The organism is Kitasatospora sp. NPDC029367 (genome assembly GCF_055569135.1).
In genome coordinates this window covers 56325-71198 of the sequence record NZ_JBVHYH010000046.1, presented here as the reverse complement: position 1 = coordinate 71198, position 14874 = coordinate 56325, and the positions used below count along the sequence as shown (strand labels likewise).

Sequence of the window (14874 nt, the reverse complement as noted above, 5' to 3'; positions counted from 1 at the left end):
CACCCCTCCTACCCCGCCATCCGCGAGTCCCCCAGGTCCGGCAAGACCTCCCTAACAGCCAACCCAACCAGGTGGCCCGGGCCAGGGGAGGAGCCCCCCCGGCGGGCCGGACTCCGTCGTTCCGGGCCCGCGACCGCGACGTCGTTCCGGGCCCGGACCCGCGACCGCGGCTCAGGCCAGGTCGGCCGTGCGCCCGAGCGCGTCCGGCTGGCTCTCCTCGATCCGCCGCAGCATCCGGGCCAGCAGGCCGGACAGTGCGGTGCGCTCCTCGCCCTTGATGTCCTGCAGCAGCTCCTCCTCGAACACCGCCGCCATCCGCATCGACTCCAGCCACTTGTCGCGGCCGTTCTCGGTCAGCTCGATGATCACCCGCACCCGGTTGGACTCGTCCCGCTCCCGGGTGACCAGGTCCTCGGCCACCATCCGGTCGATCCGGTGGGTCATCGCGGCCGGGGTGAGCCCCAGCCGCTTCGCCAGCTCGCCCGGGCCCAGCCGGTAGGGGCTCCCGCTCACCACCAGCGCCTTGAGCACCTCCCACTCGGCGGAGGTGATCCCGAGCACAGTCAGCTGCCGGTCGTACGCGACGCCCATCCGCCGGGAGACCCGGTTGAGGGTCTGCACGATCGTCTCGACCTGGGGGTCGACGGTGGGGAACTCCCGCTGGTAGAGGGCCACTTGCTCGGCGATGCCGAGCTCCAGGGGAGTGGCCTTCGGCGGCTTGTCAGCAGCCGGCGACGGCTTGTCCGTAGTCATGCGGACCAGTGTCGCACGGGCGTGCACTCCTTAAGCCTTTGACTCCGCAGCCTTCCAGTGCTAAGACTTTATCTCGGCAGAGTTTAGGTCTGAAATCTTCTGGGCTCAAGAGTTCCAGTGGAAACAGGAAGGGATGTGCACGGTGACCGGCACGGTGAAGCAGCAGAGGCAGCAGCGACGTGGGGCGGGCGGCCCGCTGCGCCGCGTCCAGATCGGCAACGCGCTCAGCGCGTTCGGCAGCGGGTTCACGATGCCGTACATGTTCGTGTACGTGGACCAGGTGCGCGGGCTGGGTTCGGTGGCGGCCGGGATGGTGTTCACCGTCTTCGCGCTGGCGGCGCTCGCCGTCCTCCCGTTCACCGGGCGCGGCATCGACCGGTACGGTCCCCGTCCGGTGCTGCTGGCGGGTGCGGCCCTGGCCGCCACCGGCGCGTTCGCCTTCGGCCACGCCACCGGCACGCCGGCCCTGCTGGTCTCCTCGTTCCTGTTCGGCGCGGGTGTCACCACCTGCCAGCCGGCCCTCGCCACGATGATCGTCCGCTGCTCGACGGCCGCGACCCGCTCGCACGCCTTCGCGCTGCAGTTCACCCTGGTCAACCTGGGCATGGGCATCGGCGCGCTGGTCGGCGGGCAGATCGTGAACGTCGCCGACCCGGCCAGCCTCACCCGGCTGTTCACCATCGAGGCGGTCACCTTCCTCGGCCTGGCCCTGGTCACCGGCACCGCCCGGATACCGAAGGCCCAGCTGAGCGTCGTCCAGGGCGCGGCGACCGGCCCGACCGGCCTGCGCGCCCTGCTCGCCGACAAGGCGATGGTGCGGCTCTGCGTCCTCGCCGGGCTGATCTTCTTCACCTGCTACGGCCAGTTCGAGTCCGGTGTCGCGGCCTTCGCCACCGACACCGTCGGCACCGCGCCCTCCACCCTGGGCCTCGCGATCGGCGCCAACGCGGTCACCATCGTGGTGCTGCAGATGTTCATGGTGCGGATCACGGCGCGCCGCCGCCGCACCGCCGCGATGGCCGCGGCCGGCCTGGTCTGGCTGGCCGCCTGGGCGATGGCCCTGGTCGCCGGTCTGATCCGGACCGAGACCATGGCCGCCACGGTCGCGATCGTCTCGATCTACGCCCTGTTCGGCGTCGGTGAGTCGCTGCTCGCGCCCACCATGGGCCCGATGGTCGCCGACCTCGCCCCGGCCCGGCTGCTCGGCACCTACAACGCCGGGTACGCCCTGGTGAAGCAGATCGCCATCGCGGTCGGCCCGGCCGTCGGCGTGCTGCTGGTCGGCTCCGGCACCTGGCCGCTCTACCTCGCGGCCATGGCGGGCTCGACGCTGCTGATCGTCGTGCTGGCGCTGCGCCTGCGCCCGTACCTCACGGCCGAGCAGGACAACGCGGCCCCGGCCGTGGTCCGCACCCCGGCCCCGGTCCGGGAGCGGGAGCTGCAGACCGCCGCGTGATTCGGCTGAGCAAATCGGCCGCGTGATTCGGCCGCTTGTGCGGCCATGTGTACGGCCGCTCGCACGGGCGCCGACCAGGTCACCTGGTCGGCGCCCGTCGCGCTTGGCTTCCCGGGCACCGCCACATAGTGTCAGTGGCTGTTGACCGCCCGGCCCCCGGCCGGGGCAGCAGACCCGGGCCCGGTGCAGCAACCCCAGGGCCCCGCAGACAGGCGAATCGGCGAGGCTATGACGCAAGCGGCGCTCACGCACCCCCCGGCGGTCCAGGCCACCGCCGAACCGGACCCGGCACTGGCCCCGCGCGGCCTGCTGCGCTGGGCGGCCGACCGTTCCGGCTGGCTCGGCCCGATCGCCGTCGCGCTCTTCGCCGGCCTGCTGCGGTTCTGGAACCTCGGCTACCCCAACGCCTTCGTCTTCGACGAGACGTACTACCCCAAGGACGCCTGGTCCCTGCTCCAGCAGGGCTACGAGGGCACCTGGCCCGACCACGCCAACGCCGACATCCTGGCCGTCCCGCAGTCCGTCCCGCTCAGCTCCGCGCCCGAGTTCGTCGCCCACCCGCCGCTCGGCAAGTGGGTGATGGCGGTCGGCGAGCAGCTGTTCGGACTGCACCCCTTCGGCTGGCGGTTCATGACCGCCCTGCTCGGCACCCTCGCCGTGCTGATGCTGGCCCGGATCGGCCGCCGGCTCTTCGGCTCCACCCTGGTCGGCTGCACGGCCGCCCTGCTGATGTCCGTGGACGGCCTCCAGCTGGTGATGAGCCGGGTCGGCCTGCTCGACGGCATCCAGATGTTCTTCGTGCTCGCCTCCTTCGGCGCCCTGCTGATCGACCGCGACCACGTCCGCGCCCGGCTCGCCGGGGTCACCGACGGCGACGGGGTGCGGCTCGGGTGGCGCCCCTGGCGGATCGCCGCCGGGGTGCTCATCGGCGCCGCCTGCGCCGTCAAGTGGAACGGCGCCCCGATCCTCGCCGCCTTCGGCGTCCTCACCGTGCTCTGGGACCAGTCCGGCCGCCGCGCCGCCGGCGCCCGCCACCCCTGGCGCTCCATGCTGCGCCGGGACGCCGTACCCGCCTTCCTCGCCATGGTCGGCTCGGCCCTGGTGGTGTACGTCGGCGCCTGGAGCGGCTGGCTGGCGAGCGGCGCCGGCGACGGGGGCGGCTACGACCGGCACTGGGCGGACGGCCGCGCCGGACTCTCCCCGGACCACGCCTTCGGCATCCCGCTGCCGCAGGTCCCGATGACCTGGGTGCCCGCGCCGCTGCGCAGCCTGTGGCACTACCACTCGCAGATGTACGACTTCAACACCGGCCTGAGCACCCCGCACACCTACCAGTCCAACCCCTTCGCCTGGCTGGTCGACGGCCGCCCGGTCTCGATGTACTGGGAGCAGGTGCCGACCGGGACGCGCGGCTGCACCGCCCCCGGCGGCTGCGCGGCGCAGATCCTGGGCCTGGGCACCCCGTTCCTGTGGTGGGCGGCCTGCTTCGCGCTGGTCTACCTGCTGTGGCGCTGGTTCTTCCGCCGGGACTGGCGCTCGGGCGCCGTGCTGTGCGCGGTGGCCGGGATCTACCTGCCCTGGTTCCGGTACCAGGAGCGGACGATCTTCTCCTTCTACATGGTCGTGCTGGTGCCGTTCCTGTGCCTGGCCGTCGCCCAGCTGCTCGGCGCGATCCTCGGCCCGGTGGGCTGCACTCCCGAGCGCCGCCGGTACGGGGCGGTCGCGGCCGGGCTGATCGTGTTCGCGATCGTCGGCTGCTTCGCCTTCTTCTACCCGCTGTACACGGCGGAGGTGATCCCGATGTCGTCCTGGCAGGACCGGATGTGGTTCACCAGCTGGATCTGATGCCGCTGTCGGTACCGGCCCCCGTACCGCTGGCGGCTTCCGGCAGCGGGCAGCTGCTGCCGGTCACCCCGGTGCTCGGGGTGGTCACCGCGCTGCTGCTGCTGGCCGCCGTGGCGGTGGCCGGCCGGGGTCTGCTCGGCCACGGGCGGGCGGTGGCGCGGGCCGGACTGCGGGCGGTCGTCCAACTGGCCGCCGTCGCCGTGGTGATCAGCTGGGTGGTGGCCTCGCTGTGGTGGTCGGCGCTGTTCGTGCTGCTGATGTTCACGGTCGCGGTGCGCACCGCCGGCCGGCGGATGACTTCGGGCCCCGGCTGGGTCTGGGCGGCGGCCCCGATCGGCGCGGGAGTGCTGCCGGTGCTGGTCCTGCTGCCGGCCGTCGGGCTGCTGCCGCTCAAGGGCCTGTCGGTGATCCCGGTCGCGGGAATCCTGATCGGCGGCGGGCTCACCGCCACCTCGCTCGCCGGCCGGCGCGCCCTGGACGAGCTGCGGCAGCGGCGCGGCGAGGTGGAGGCGGCGCTGGCGCTGGGCTTCGAGGAGCGGGACGCCCGGCTGGAGATCTGCCGTACGGCGGCCGCGACCTCGCTGGTCCCGGCGCTGGACCAGACCCGCACCGTCGGCCTGGTCACCCTGCCCGGCGCCTTCGTCGGGATGCTGCTCGGCGGCGCCTCGCCGGTGCAGGCGGGCGCGGTGCAGCTGTTCGTACTGATCGGGCTGCTGGCGGTGGAGTCGGTGGCGATCGTGGTGGTGCTGGAGCTGGTCGGGCGGGGGCTGGTGACGGCCGACGCCGGACCGGGCGGCCACGGCGTCGGGTAGGCTGGGGCGCGTTGAAGGGGAGTAGCCCTCCACCGGACCGTCGACATACTGGCCCCCAGGGGCCCGGCGCCCGGGGCACCGCCGGCTCGGCGGCTGCCGGCGAGACCTTCGGCCGCAGTGCTGTGACCATTTCCAGTGCTGTCGGGCCGAAGCGTCCCCTGACGGACCTGCGGAGGCCGGGCAGCCGACCGAGGGGTTCCTCCGATGAGTGTGACCGTTGCCGCGTTGACGTTCGGCATCATCTTCCTGGCCGAGCTGCCGGACAAGACCGCGCTGGCCAGCCTGGTGCTCGGTACCAGGTACCGGGCGAGCTACGTCTTCGCGGGCGTGGCCGCCGCCATGCTGGTCCAGGTGGTGCTGGCGCTGGTCGCCGGGCACCTGCTCTCGCTGCTGCCGCACCGCTGGGTGGAGGGCGTCACCGGGGTGCTGTTCCTGGTCGGCGCGGCCATGCTGCTGTTCCACGGTGGTGAGGACGAGGAAGGGCACGCGGCCAAGGAGCCGTCCTCGAACCGCTTCTGGAAGGTGGCCGGGACCAGCTTCGCGGTCGTCGCGGTCGCCGAGTTCGGCGACCTGACCCAGATCATGACCGCCAACCTGGCCGCCAAGTACGCCGACCCGCTGGCCGTCGGCCTGGGCTCCTGGCTGGCGCTCTGCGCGGTCGGCGGGATCGCGATCGTGGGCGGGCAGAAGCTGCTCAAGTACGTGCCGATGAAGCTGATCATCCGGGTGGCGGCGGCGATCATGGTGGTGCTGGCCGGGGTGAGCATCTTCGGGGCGATCACCGGCTGACGGTGGTCAGCAGGTGGTGCGGTTGTCCAGGGCCGCGCGGGTGTTGGGACCGTAGACGCCCTTCTTGTCGCCCTGGACCCCCTGCATCCGCTGGAAGTAGCTGACGTAGCCGGCGGTCTCGCTGTCATAGGTGCCGTTGACCGGCACGTCCATCCAGCACAGAACGGTCGCGAGCTTCGTCTGCATCGCCGAGACGTCCACGCCGGACATCCCGATCTGCAGGGTCCGTGGGGTCTGCGTCGGGGTCGGGGTCGGCGTGGGGGTGGGCGTCGGGGTCGGCGTGGGGGTCGGGGTCGGCGTCGGGGTGGGGGTCGGGGTGGGCGTCGGCGTCGGGGTGGGGGTCCTGGTGGGGCTCGGCCTGGCCGACCGGGTGGCGCTCGGGCTCGGCGTCTCGGGGGTCGGCGTGGGGGCGCTGGGCGCCGGGGCGGCCACGGTCGGCGGGTCCACCGGGGCGGGGGCGAGCGAGGTGGTGGGCGCCGGCTCGGCCCGGCGGGTCGGCTCCGAGGAGGGCGTCACGGCGTACGCGAGGCCGACGGTGAGCGCCAGCAGTCCGGCGCCGACGGCCGCGATCAGGCCCTTGCGCCCGGCGAAGGGGGCGCGCTCGGACTGCTCGGCGGCCCGGCGCGCGGCCCGTCCGCCGGTGGGGGCGGAGTCGGGTTCGGGGGCTCCGTGGTCGAACGGGAAGTAGCCGAGCTCCTCCCCGGCTGCGCCCGGGCCGGGCCGGGGATCCGACGGGACCGGGGGCAGGACGGTGGTGGCGCCGTTGCCGTACGCGTCCGGCGCGGGGCCCGGGACGGGCGGCAGGACGGTCGTCGCGTAGGCGTCGGCGTCCGGCCCGAGCGGGGGCGTGACCGGCGGCTGCATCTGCTGCGGGTGCTGCGCCTGCTGCGGGTGCTGCGCCGGACGCGTCATCGGCTGCACCGGAGGCGTCATCGGCTGCGCCGGTGCGACCGGGGGCAGCACGGTGGTCGCGAACGGGTCGGCCGTCAGCGGCGGCTCGTCGGCGACCTGGTCGGGCGCCTGGGGCACGTACGGGCGGACCAGCGGCGGGCCCTCCAGGTGCGGGAGCACGGCGGTCTCGTCGAGGCCCCGGTCGGGGAGGCAGCTGCACCCGGTGGAGCGTGCGGTGCCGCACGTCGGGCAGTGCTGGTCCGGCATCGGCCGGTCCTCCTCGGTTCTCGGGTCTCGCGATCGGGCCTGATTATGCAGGACGTCCCGGAGGGGGGACAGGGGCGTCCGGCGCCCGGCGGGGGTGTTGTGCCGGTTGGTGGTGGTTGGCCCCCGGGGAAACCGCCGGGACGTGTGCGACGGGTCCGGTGCTTACGTTCGGCTCAACCCGGCGGATCAAAACGGGACATATCTGCCAGCATGGGAAACGGGGAGTGATCATCCACCTGGGCGTCCGGTCGTCCGGCCCCGCGACCCGACGGAGAGTCCATGCCGCCTGTGGAGACGTCATGACGGAGCCGCGCGCCGCGAGCGAGCGGAGCCCGGCGCACCCGCCCGGCCCGCCCGAGGTCACCGTCCCCAACCTCTGGGTGCCGATCGGGGCCCTGCTGCTGGCGATGCTGCTCGCCGCCCTCGACCAGACCATCGTCTCCACCGCGCTGCCCACCATCGTCAGCGACCTCGGCGGTCTGGAGCACCTCTCCTGGGTGGTCACCGCCTACCTGCTGGCCTCCACCGCCGCCACCCCGCTCTGGGGCAAGCTCGGCGACATGTACGGCCGGAAGCGGTTCTTCCAGGCCTCCATCGTGATCTTCCTGATCGGCTCGGTGCTCTGCGGAGTCGCCCAGGACATGGGCGAGTTGATCGCCTTCCGGGCGCTCCAGGGCCTGGGCGGCGGCGGGTTGATGGTGCTCTCCCAGGCGATCGTCGGCGACCTCGTCGCCCCCCGGGACCGCGGCAGGTACCAGGGCCTCTTCGGCGCCGTCTACGGCGTCACCAGCGTCCTCGGGCCGCTGCTCGGCGGGTTGTTCGTCGACCACCTCAGCTGGCGCTGGGTGTTCTACGTCAACCTGCCGATCGGCGTGGTCGCCCTGGTGGTGATCGCGGCGGTGCTGCACGGCGCGGAGGTCCGGCGCGAGCACCGGATCGACTACCTCGGCACCGCGCTGATCGCCGCCGTCGCCACCTGCCTGGTGCTGATGACTTCGCTCGGCGGCACCACCTGGGCCTGGAGCTCCTGGCAGGTCGTCGGCCTGGGCGTGCTCGGACTGGCGCTGCTGCTCGTCTTCGTCCAGGTGGAGCGCTCGGCCGCCGAGCCCGTCCTGCCGCTGCGGCTGTTCCGCTCACGGACGTTCAGCCTGGTCGCGGTGATCTCCTTCGTGGTCGGCTTCGCGATGTTCGGCGCCCTCACCTACCTGCCGACCTTCCTCCAGGTGGTCCAGCAGGTCTCGCCCACCATGTCCGGCATCCACATGCTGCCGATGGTGCTCGGGATGCTGCTCACCTCGATCGGCTCCGGCCAGATCGTCGCCCGCACCGGCCACTACCGGGTCTTCCCGATCGCCGGGACGGCCGTCACCGCGGTCGGCCTGCTGCTGCTCTCCCGGCTCGACGAGCACAGCGGCACCGCCGAGATGAGCCTCTACTTCCTGGTCTTCGGCCTCGGGCTGGGCCTGGTGATGCAGGTGCTGGTGCTGATCGTGCAGAACTCGGTCGGCTACCAGGACCTCGGGGTGGCCACCGCCGGCGCCACCTTCTTCCGCTCCATCGGCGCCTCCTTCGGTGTCTCCATCTTCGGGACGGTCTTCGCCAGCGGCCTGCGCTCCCGGCTCGCCGACGCCCTGGCCGGGCAGCCGCTGCCGCCGGGCTTCCGGGTGGAGGCGATCACCGCCGACCCGCGCCTGATCACCCGGCTGCCCGCGGCCGTCCAGGCCGGCGTCCACCACGCCTACGCCGAGTCGATCACCCGGGTGTTCCTGTACGCGGTGCCCGTCGCGGTGCTCGCCTTCGTGCTGTCGCTGTTCCTGCGCGAGCAGAAGCTGCGCTCCACGGTGACCGCGCCCGACCTCAGCGAGTCGATCGGGATCAACCCGGTCGAGCGCTCCTCCCTGGACGAGATCGCCCGCGCGCTGTCCGTCCTGGGCACCCGGGAGGCCCGGCGCGACCTCTTCCGGCGGATCACCGCCACCGCCGGGCTCGACCTGCGGCCCGCCTCCAGCTGGCTGCTCCTGCAGATGTACCACCACGGCTCGGTGGAGCCCGCCGAACTGGCCGAGCGGCGGGTCGTCCCGGTCCCGGTCGTCGAGGAGGCCGTCCGGGAGGTGGAGGGCCGCGGCCTCGCCGCCCGCACCGGCGGCCTGCCGCTGCGGCTCACCGAGCCGGGGGCGGAGGTGGCGCTGCGCCTGGTCGCCGCCCGGCGCACCCAGCTCGCGGAGCTGCTGGGGGACTGGGACGAGCGGCAGTACGAGGACCTCGCCGCACTCCTCACCCGGCTCAGCTCCGCGCTCTGCGCCGACCGGCGGGACCGGCCGGATCCGCCGACCGGTCCGCAGCCGCCGTACCGGGGGGAGGGGCGGTCGTTCTAGCCGCCCTTCGCACCGGTTCGGTGTTCCTTCACGGGCTGCCGAACCAGCGCGGGGTGTCGAGCCGGAACGGGTCCCCGGGGGCGAGCAGTCGCAGGCCGTCCTCGATCCGGCGGAGCTGCTCCTCGCCGAGGGTGGCGGACCACTCGGTGCGCAGTTCCTCGAAGATCCGCGCCGAGCGGACCAGGCAGTCCACGCCCCGGTCGGTGAGCCGGACCACCTTGCGGCGGGCGTCGGCGGGGTCGCTGCCGCGCTCGACGTAGCCGAGCTGCTCCAGGGTCTCGACGGTCTTGCCCGCGGCCTGCTTGGAGACGCCGAGCCGGCGGCCGAGTTCGACGGCGGTGGTGCCCTGGGGGCCGATCGCCTGGAAGACGAAGCCGTGCATCGGGCGCAGGTCGGGGTGTCCTTCGCGGGCGATCCGCTCGTGCAGCTCGTCGATGATCGTGCGGAAGGCCAGCAGCAGGCGCAGCGGCAGCTCGAAGCCGGGCGGGGCGGGTTCGCTTGACACGATAGACAACCTCATTGACCATATAGACAACTCCATTGTCCATCTTAGGGGGTTCCTTCACCATGCCCGTGATCCGCTCCGCCGACGCCCGTCGCACCGAGACCCCGAACGCCGTCATGACCACCCTCGCCTCGCCGACCCAGGGCGCGACCGCCCTCGCCCAGTGGCGGGTCGAGATGCCCGCCGGCCGACAGGGGCCGCTGCACGCCATGGACACCGAGCAGATCTGGACCCTGCTGGCCGGCTCGGCCGAGGTCGACCTCGCGGGCGAGACCCTGACCGTCGCCGCCGGCGACACCCTCGCCCTCCCCGCCGACCTGCCCCGCCGCATCACCACCGCCGAAGGCTTCACCGCCCTCGTCGCCTCCCCGTCCCCCTCCCACGCCTACAACCCCGACGCCCGCACCCCCGAGGGCGCCTGCGCCCTCGCCCCGCGCGACGCCGACCGCCTCCTCCCGGCCTGGATCGCCTGATCCGGCGCCCCGCCCCCTGCCCCTTGCGGCCCCCTGGGCCCGCAGCGCCCGCCCCGGGCCGGGTGTGAGGTGTAGCAGACTGCTCGTGAGCAACCGAGCCGACGGCCGTACGGGCCCCGGCGGATCAGTGAGGAGCGGCATGTCCGTCGTCAAGATCAACGTACTGACGGTGCCCGCCGAGCAGCGCGAGGTGCTGGAGCAGCGCTTCGCCTCCCGGGCCGGCGCGGTGGAGAACTCCGACGGCTTCGAGTGGTTCGAACTGCTGCGCCCGGTCGAGGGGACCGACCAGTACCTGGTCTACACCCGGTGGCGCAGCGAGGAGGACTTCAAGGCCTGGATGGAGGGCCCGATGCAGGCCGCCCACCGTGGTGGCGGCGAGGGTGGCGAGGCCCCGAAGCGGCCGGCCGCCTCCGGGTCCACGCTGTGGTCCTTCGAGGTCGTGCAGTCGGCGGGTCCGAAGGCCTGACCCGGCGGTGGGTAGGCGGCGAACGGCGCGTCCCGGGTTCCGGGGCGCGCCGTTCGTCTGCTTGCTTGCCTTGTCCGGCAAGGGAGTTCAGGCCGCGGCGGCGTACAGGGTCGCGCGTAGGCCGGGGACGGTCTCGCGGTCGGCGCGCCAGACCAGGCGGAGTTGGAGGGGCGGGGGAGCGAGGGGGAGGCGGACGAGGGTGCCGGAGGCGAGCGGCTCCCGGACGGCGAAGTCGGGGAGCAGGGCGATGCCGAGGCCCTGTTCGGCGCAGGCGCGGGTGACGGCGACGCCGCCGGTGCGGACGCGTTCGACGTCGTTGCCGAGCAGTCGCTCGCCGGCCAGCCGGAAGGAGCAGGCCGGGGCGTTCACCAGCAGGCGCTGGCCGCGCAGGTCCTCGCGGGTGAGGGCGGTGGCGCCGCCGAGCGGGTGGGCGGGGGCCGCGACCAGGGCGAGCGGGACGTCCCTGAGGTCGAGGTGGTCGAGCGGGGCGGGCGGCAGGTAGAAGCCGAGTTCGCCGAGCGGTCCGGCGGTGTCCAGGATGAGGGCGGCCTCCAGCGCCCCGGCCGCGACGCCGTCGAGCAGCGCGTCCCGGGCGGTGTCGGTGTGCAGCGCGACGTCCAGGCCGGGACGGCGTTCGGCGAGCCGGGCCAGTACGGCCGGGGCGTGGGTCGCGGCTATCGTCGCCAGCGCGCCGAGCCGGAGCCGGGCGCGGTCGGCGACCACCTCCCGGCGGGCCTGTTCGGCCTGGTCGAGCAGCTTGCGGGCCCAGGGCAGCAGCCGCTCGCCGGCCGCGGTGAGGCTCAACTCGTGCGGGGCGCGGCCGAACAGCTCGGTGTCCAGGCTGTTTTCGAGCGTGCGGAGCTGCTCGGAGACCGAGGAGGGGGCCAGGTCGAGCGCCACGGCCGCGGCGGTGACGGTGCGGTGGGTGGCCACGGCCTCGAAGACGCGCAACTGACGAAGTTCCACTGGTTTCTCCGGTCCCCCCGAACGCCCGCGTGCGGTCGCGGGCCCGCTCGGCCCGCTGGTGGTTCGTGCTGCGGCTCGTGTTGAGGTGTTCGCGATGATCCTGCCGGTGTCGCGGGACAGCGTACGGCGGCGTTCGGGCATTCCGAACGCCGCGCGCGCGATCGCCGGTGGGGCGGATTCCGGGGGCGGGCCGTGGGAGCCGGCGCTCGACCCGGGGCGGCGGTGGCCGACCGGGTCGAGCGGGTGGGACGGTCAAGCGGGCAGTTTCCAGAGCTGGTTGGCGCTGCCCGCGCAGTCCCAGATCAGGAGCCTGGTCCCGTCGGCGCTGCTGCCGCCCCGGGCGTCCAGGCAGCGCTGCGAGCCCGGGTTGACCAGGGTGCCGTCCGGGTGCGGGAGCCAGCGCTGGGCGGCGGTGCCGTTGCAGTCGTAGAGCTGGACGGGGGTGCCGGCGGCGGTGTGGCCGTCGGTGATGTCCAGGCACTTGCCGAGCGCCCGGAGCGAGCCGTCCTGGCGGACGGTCCAGTCCTGGGCGCCGGTGGAGTTGCAGTGGTAGAGCTGGACGGCGGTGCCGTTGGCGGTGTGCGCCCCGTCGACGTCCGTGCACTGCCCGGCGATGCCGGTCAGCGGCCCGCTGGGGCTGGGCGTGGTCCAGCGCTGCTGGGCGCTCGCCGTGCAGGCCTGCAGCAGCAGCCGGCCGTCCGTGACGCTCAGGCACCGGCCGGTCGACGGGTTCAGCAGCGAGGAGTCCGGGCCGCTGCGCCACTCCTGGTCGGCGGTCCGGGTGCAGTCCCGCAGGAGGACGGCGGCGCCGTCGGCGGAGCCGGCCGGGGTGAGGCAGCCGTCCAGGACGCCGATGCTGCCGTCCGAGCCGACGGTGGCGTCCTGGGCGGCCGCACCCGAGCAACTCGTCGCCTCCAGTGACCGGTCGGCGTCCCCGGCGGCGGCCGAGGCGTCCAGGCAGGCGCCGTCGGAGCCGGTGATCCGCCCGGACCAGGTGGAGACGGCGGGGGACGCGGGGGCGTCCACGGTGCCCCGCAGCCGGGGTGCGCGGGAGGAGGAGCCGACGGTGAGACCGTACCGCCCGCCGGGGACGCCCCAGCCGTGCACGCCCTCGTCCCAGACGGCGAAGGCGGAGCGGTCCAGCCGCAGCTCCACGTGGGTCGAGGCGCCGGGCGCCAGGGTGACCTTGTCGAAGGCCTTGAGCTGCTGCGGGGGTTCGCCGGCCGCGGCCGGGAAGGTCAGGTACAGCTGGGGCACCTCGGTGCCGGTCCGGGTGCCCCGGTTGGCGAGGTCGAAGCCGACCCGCACCCGGCCGGCCGGGTCGGGGCCGGTCACGGTGAGGCCGTCGTAGGCGAAGGTGGTGTACGAGAGGCCGTGGCCGAAGGGGAACAGCGGGGCGGTGCCGCTCGCGTCGTACCAGCGGTAGCCGACGCCGAGGCGCTCGGTGTAGTGGTAGACGCCGTCCGTGCCCGGGTACTGGGCGGCGTCCCGGATCGGGGTGGTGTCGGCGGAGGTCGGGAAGGTGACGGGCAGCCGCCCGGCCGGGTCGACGTCGCCGAACAGCACGTCGGCGAGCGCGGCGCCGCTCTGCTCGCCCGGGTACCAGGCCTCGACCACGGCGGGGACCGCGTCCAGCCACGGCATGGTGACCGGCCCGCCGGTGTTCAGCACCACCACGGTGTGCGGATTGGCCCGGGCGACGGCCCGGATCAGCGCTTCGTCCGCCGCGGCGAGGCCCAGCGAGCCGCGGTCGGCGCCCTCGGTCTCCTGGTCACCGACCACCACCACCGCGACGTCCGCGCCGGTGGCTGCCGCGGCCGCCGAGGCCGGGTCGTCGCCGGGGTCGTGGCGCACCTCCGTGTTCGGGCCGACCCGGGCCGCGATGCCCTGGCGGGGCGTCACCGTCTGCTCGGCGTACGGGGTGACGTGCGAGGAGCCGCCGCCGCCGGTGTAGGCGCGGTCCGCCCAGGGGCCGATCACGGCGACGGACTTGAGCCGGGCGGCGTCCAGCGGCAGGGCGGACCCTTCGTTGCGCAGCAGAACCGTTCCGGCAGCGGCGGCCGTCCGGGCGTCGCGCGCTCCGGCGGCCGGATCGACCGGGGGCGCCTGGCCGCCGTCCAGCGCCCCTGTGCGTGCCATCAGCCGCAGCACCCGGCGGACCTGGTCGTCCAGCACGGCCGGGGCGAGCCGGCCGTCCGCCACGGCGGCGGGCAGGGCGGCGAAGTAGCTCGAACCGCCGAACTCCTGGTCCAGCCCGCCCGCGGCGGCGTTGACGGCGGAGTGGGTGGCCGGGTAGTCGGAGCCGACCACCCCGTCGAAGCCCCAGCGGCCCTTCAACACGTCGCGCAGCAGCGGGAAGTTCTCGCACGCCCAGATGCCGTTCACCGGGTTGTAGCCGCACATCGCCGACCAGGCCCGGCCCTCCCGCACGGCCGCCCGGAAGGCGGGCAGCTCGACCTCGGCCAGGGTGCGCTCGTCCACCTCCGAGCCGTACGACTGGCGGTTGTCCTCCTGGTTGTTGGCCGCGTAGTGCTTGACCTGTGCGGCGACGCGCTGGGCCTGGATGCCGCGCACCTCGGCGGCGGCGAGCCGCCCGGCGAGGTACGGGTCCTCGCCCAGCGTCTCGAAGTTCCGTCCGCCCTGGGGGACCCGGACGATGTTCACCATGGGCGCGTACAGCACCTGGTAGCCGCGCGCCCGAGCCTCCCGGCCCAGCACGTCGCCGTACCGGGCGGCCAGCACCGGGTCGAAGGCGGCGGCCAGCGCGACGGGTGCGGGCAGCGCGGTCGCCGGGCGGCCGTCCCGGACCCCGGCCGGGCCGTCGGTCAGCAGCAGCGGCGGGATGCCGAGCCGGGGTACGCCCGCGACGTAGCCGACGGAGTCCACCCCGGAGGGGGCGTCCCGGCCGCGCAGCAGGGTGACCTTCTCGTCGGTGGTGAGCTGGGCGAGGAGGCTCTCGATCCGCTGCTCCGGCGAACCCGGCGCGTCCTTCGGGCGTTCGCTCGGCTCGGCTGCGGCACTGCCGGTCGTGGCGGCCGCCAGCAGGCAGCCGCCGAGGCCGATCCGGAGGATCCGCATCCGCAGGGAGGGACGTCGCATGGCAACCACCACCGATCGACGGAGTCGTGGACGGCCGGGCGGGCCTAAAAGTGACGATCCGTCAAATCTACGATGGTTCGGCCCCGGACGGCAGGTGGCGCGCCAGGGCGTGTCGGGTATGTCCGGGGCGCGCGCCGGGCGGTGCGCGCGCCATCGTCCGCCCCCGGGCCGTCCGCC

12 protein-coding genes are annotated in these 14874 nt (G+C 74.1%); 7 read left to right on the top strand and 5 right to left on the bottom strand.

The features are described 5' to 3' along the window. Nucleotides 1-171: 171 nt before the first annotated feature. Nucleotides 172-753 carry a MarR family winged helix-turn-helix transcriptional regulator gene (locus ACZ4W5_RS23820; protein ID WP_360228320.1) on the bottom strand — a complete coding sequence of 194 codons (582 nt, stop codon included), beginning with the start codon at nt 751-753 and terminating at the stop codon, nt 172-174. 142 nt (nt 754-895) lie between these two features. Between ACZ4W5_RS23820 and ACZ4W5_RS23815 the strand changes: the two genes are divergently transcribed. The 4 genes from ACZ4W5_RS23815 (at nt 896) to ACZ4W5_RS23800 (ending at nt 5655) form a co-directional block, all read left to right on the top strand. After that, complete coding sequence (locus ACZ4W5_RS23815; protein WP_465656736.1) at nt 896-2209, top strand: MFS transporter; 1314 nt, start codon at nt 896-898, stop codon at nt 2207-2209. A 228-nt stretch (nt 2210-2437) separates the two neighbouring features. Beyond that, a complete protein-coding gene (locus ACZ4W5_RS23810) occupies nt 2438-4054 on the top strand; it encodes a dolichyl-phosphate-mannose--protein mannosyltransferase (RefSeq protein ID WP_465656734.1) in 1617 nt (538 codons plus the stop codon). Continuing rightward, nucleotides 4054-4866: an ABC transporter permease gene (locus ACZ4W5_RS23805; RefSeq protein ID WP_465656739.1), complete on the top strand. Its 813-nt coding sequence runs from the start codon at nt 4054-4056 to the stop codon at nt 4864-4866. Before ACZ4W5_RS23810 ends, ACZ4W5_RS23805 begins: the two co-directional genes overlap by 1 nt. A 204-nt stretch (nt 4867-5070) precedes the next feature. Continuing rightward, nucleotides 5071-5655, top strand: a complete 585-nt coding sequence (locus ACZ4W5_RS23800) for a TMEM165/GDT1 family protein (RefSeq protein ID WP_360228311.1) — start codon at nt 5071-5073, stop codon at nt 5653-5655. A 6-nt stretch (nt 5656-5661) separates the two neighbouring features. On the opposite strand, the gene ACZ4W5_RS23795 is transcribed toward ACZ4W5_RS23800, so the two are convergent. Beyond that, nucleotides 5662-6813 carry a peptidoglycan-binding protein gene (locus ACZ4W5_RS23795; RefSeq protein ID WP_465656732.1) on the bottom strand — a complete coding sequence of 384 codons (1152 nt, stop codon included), beginning with the start codon at nt 6811-6813 and terminating at the stop codon, nt 5662-5664. A 299-nt stretch (nt 6814-7112) separates the two neighbouring features. Between ACZ4W5_RS23795 and ACZ4W5_RS23790 the strand changes: the two genes are divergently transcribed. After that, nucleotides 7113-9188, top strand: coding sequence for an MDR family MFS transporter (locus ACZ4W5_RS23790; RefSeq protein WP_465656730.1), 2076 nt, complete (start codon nt 7113-7115; stop codon nt 9186-9188). A gap of 28 nt (nt 9189-9216) precedes the next feature. On the opposite strand, the gene ACZ4W5_RS23785 is transcribed toward ACZ4W5_RS23790, so the two are convergent. Beyond that, complete coding sequence (locus tag ACZ4W5_RS23785) at nt 9217-9693, bottom strand: MarR family winged helix-turn-helix transcriptional regulator (protein ID WP_402483782.1); 477 nt, start codon at nt 9691-9693, stop codon at nt 9217-9219. 62 nt (nt 9694-9755) lie between these two features. Between ACZ4W5_RS23785 and ACZ4W5_RS23780 the strand changes: the two genes are divergently transcribed. Then, nucleotides 9756-10166, top strand: coding sequence for a cupin domain-containing protein (locus tag ACZ4W5_RS23780; RefSeq protein ID WP_360228299.1), 411 nt, complete (start codon nt 9756-9758; stop codon nt 10164-10166). A 139-nt stretch (nt 10167-10305) separates the two neighbouring features. Next, a complete protein-coding gene (locus ACZ4W5_RS23775) occupies nt 10306-10632 on the top strand; it encodes an antibiotic biosynthesis monooxygenase family protein (RefSeq protein ID WP_188303748.1) in 327 nt (108 codons plus the stop codon). 87 nt (nt 10633-10719) lie between these two features. Here ACZ4W5_RS23775 and ACZ4W5_RS23770 read toward each other — a convergent pair whose 3' ends face one another. Further along, the gene (locus tag ACZ4W5_RS23770; RefSeq protein ID WP_465656727.1) at nt 10720-11598 is read right to left on the bottom strand and encodes a LysR family transcriptional regulator; all 879 of its coding nucleotides are present in this window, start codon (nt 11596-11598) and stop codon (nt 10720-10722) included. Between the two features lie 252 nt (nt 11599-11850). After that, nucleotides 11851-14697, bottom strand: coding sequence for a glycoside hydrolase family 3 C-terminal domain-containing protein (locus ACZ4W5_RS23765; protein ID WP_465656726.1), 2847 nt, complete (start codon nt 14695-14697; stop codon nt 11851-11853). Between the last annotated feature and the right edge of the window lie 177 nt (nt 14698-14874).

Bases quoted from the DNA above. Each gene is read 5' to 3' on its own strand.
- ACZ4W5_RS23810 (WP_465656734.1), top strand. From the start codon at position 2,438: ATGACGCAAGCGGCGCTCACGCACCCCCCGGCGGTCCAGGCCACCGCC.
- ACZ4W5_RS23805 (WP_465656739.1), top strand. From the start codon at position 4,054: ATGCCGCTGTCGGTACCGGCCCCCGTACCGCTGGCGGCTTCCGGCAGC.
- ACZ4W5_RS23765 (WP_465656726.1), bottom strand. From the start codon at position 14,697: ATGCGACGTCCCTCCCTGCGGATGCGGATCCTCCGGATCGGCCTCGGC.
- ACZ4W5_RS23820 (WP_360228320.1), bottom strand. From the start codon at position 753: ATGACTACGGACAAGCCGTCGCCGGCTGCTGACAAGCCGCCGAAGGCC.
- ACZ4W5_RS23780 (WP_360228299.1), top strand. From the start codon at position 9,756: ATGCCCGTGATCCGCTCCGCCGACGCCCGTCGCACCGAGACCCCGAAC.
- ACZ4W5_RS23800 (WP_360228311.1), top strand. From the start codon at position 5,071: ATGAGTGTGACCGTTGCCGCGTTGACGTTCGGCATCATCTTCCTGGCC.
- ACZ4W5_RS23790 (WP_465656730.1), top strand. From the start codon at position 7,113: ATGACGGAGCCGCGCGCCGCGAGCGAGCGGAGCCCGGCGCACCCGCCC.
- ACZ4W5_RS23795 (WP_465656732.1), bottom strand. From the start codon at position 6,813: ATGCCGGACCAGCACTGCCCGACGTGCGGCACCGCACGCTCCACCGGG.
- ACZ4W5_RS23775 (WP_188303748.1), top strand. From the start codon at position 10,306: ATGTCCGTCGTCAAGATCAACGTACTGACGGTGCCCGCCGAGCAGCGC.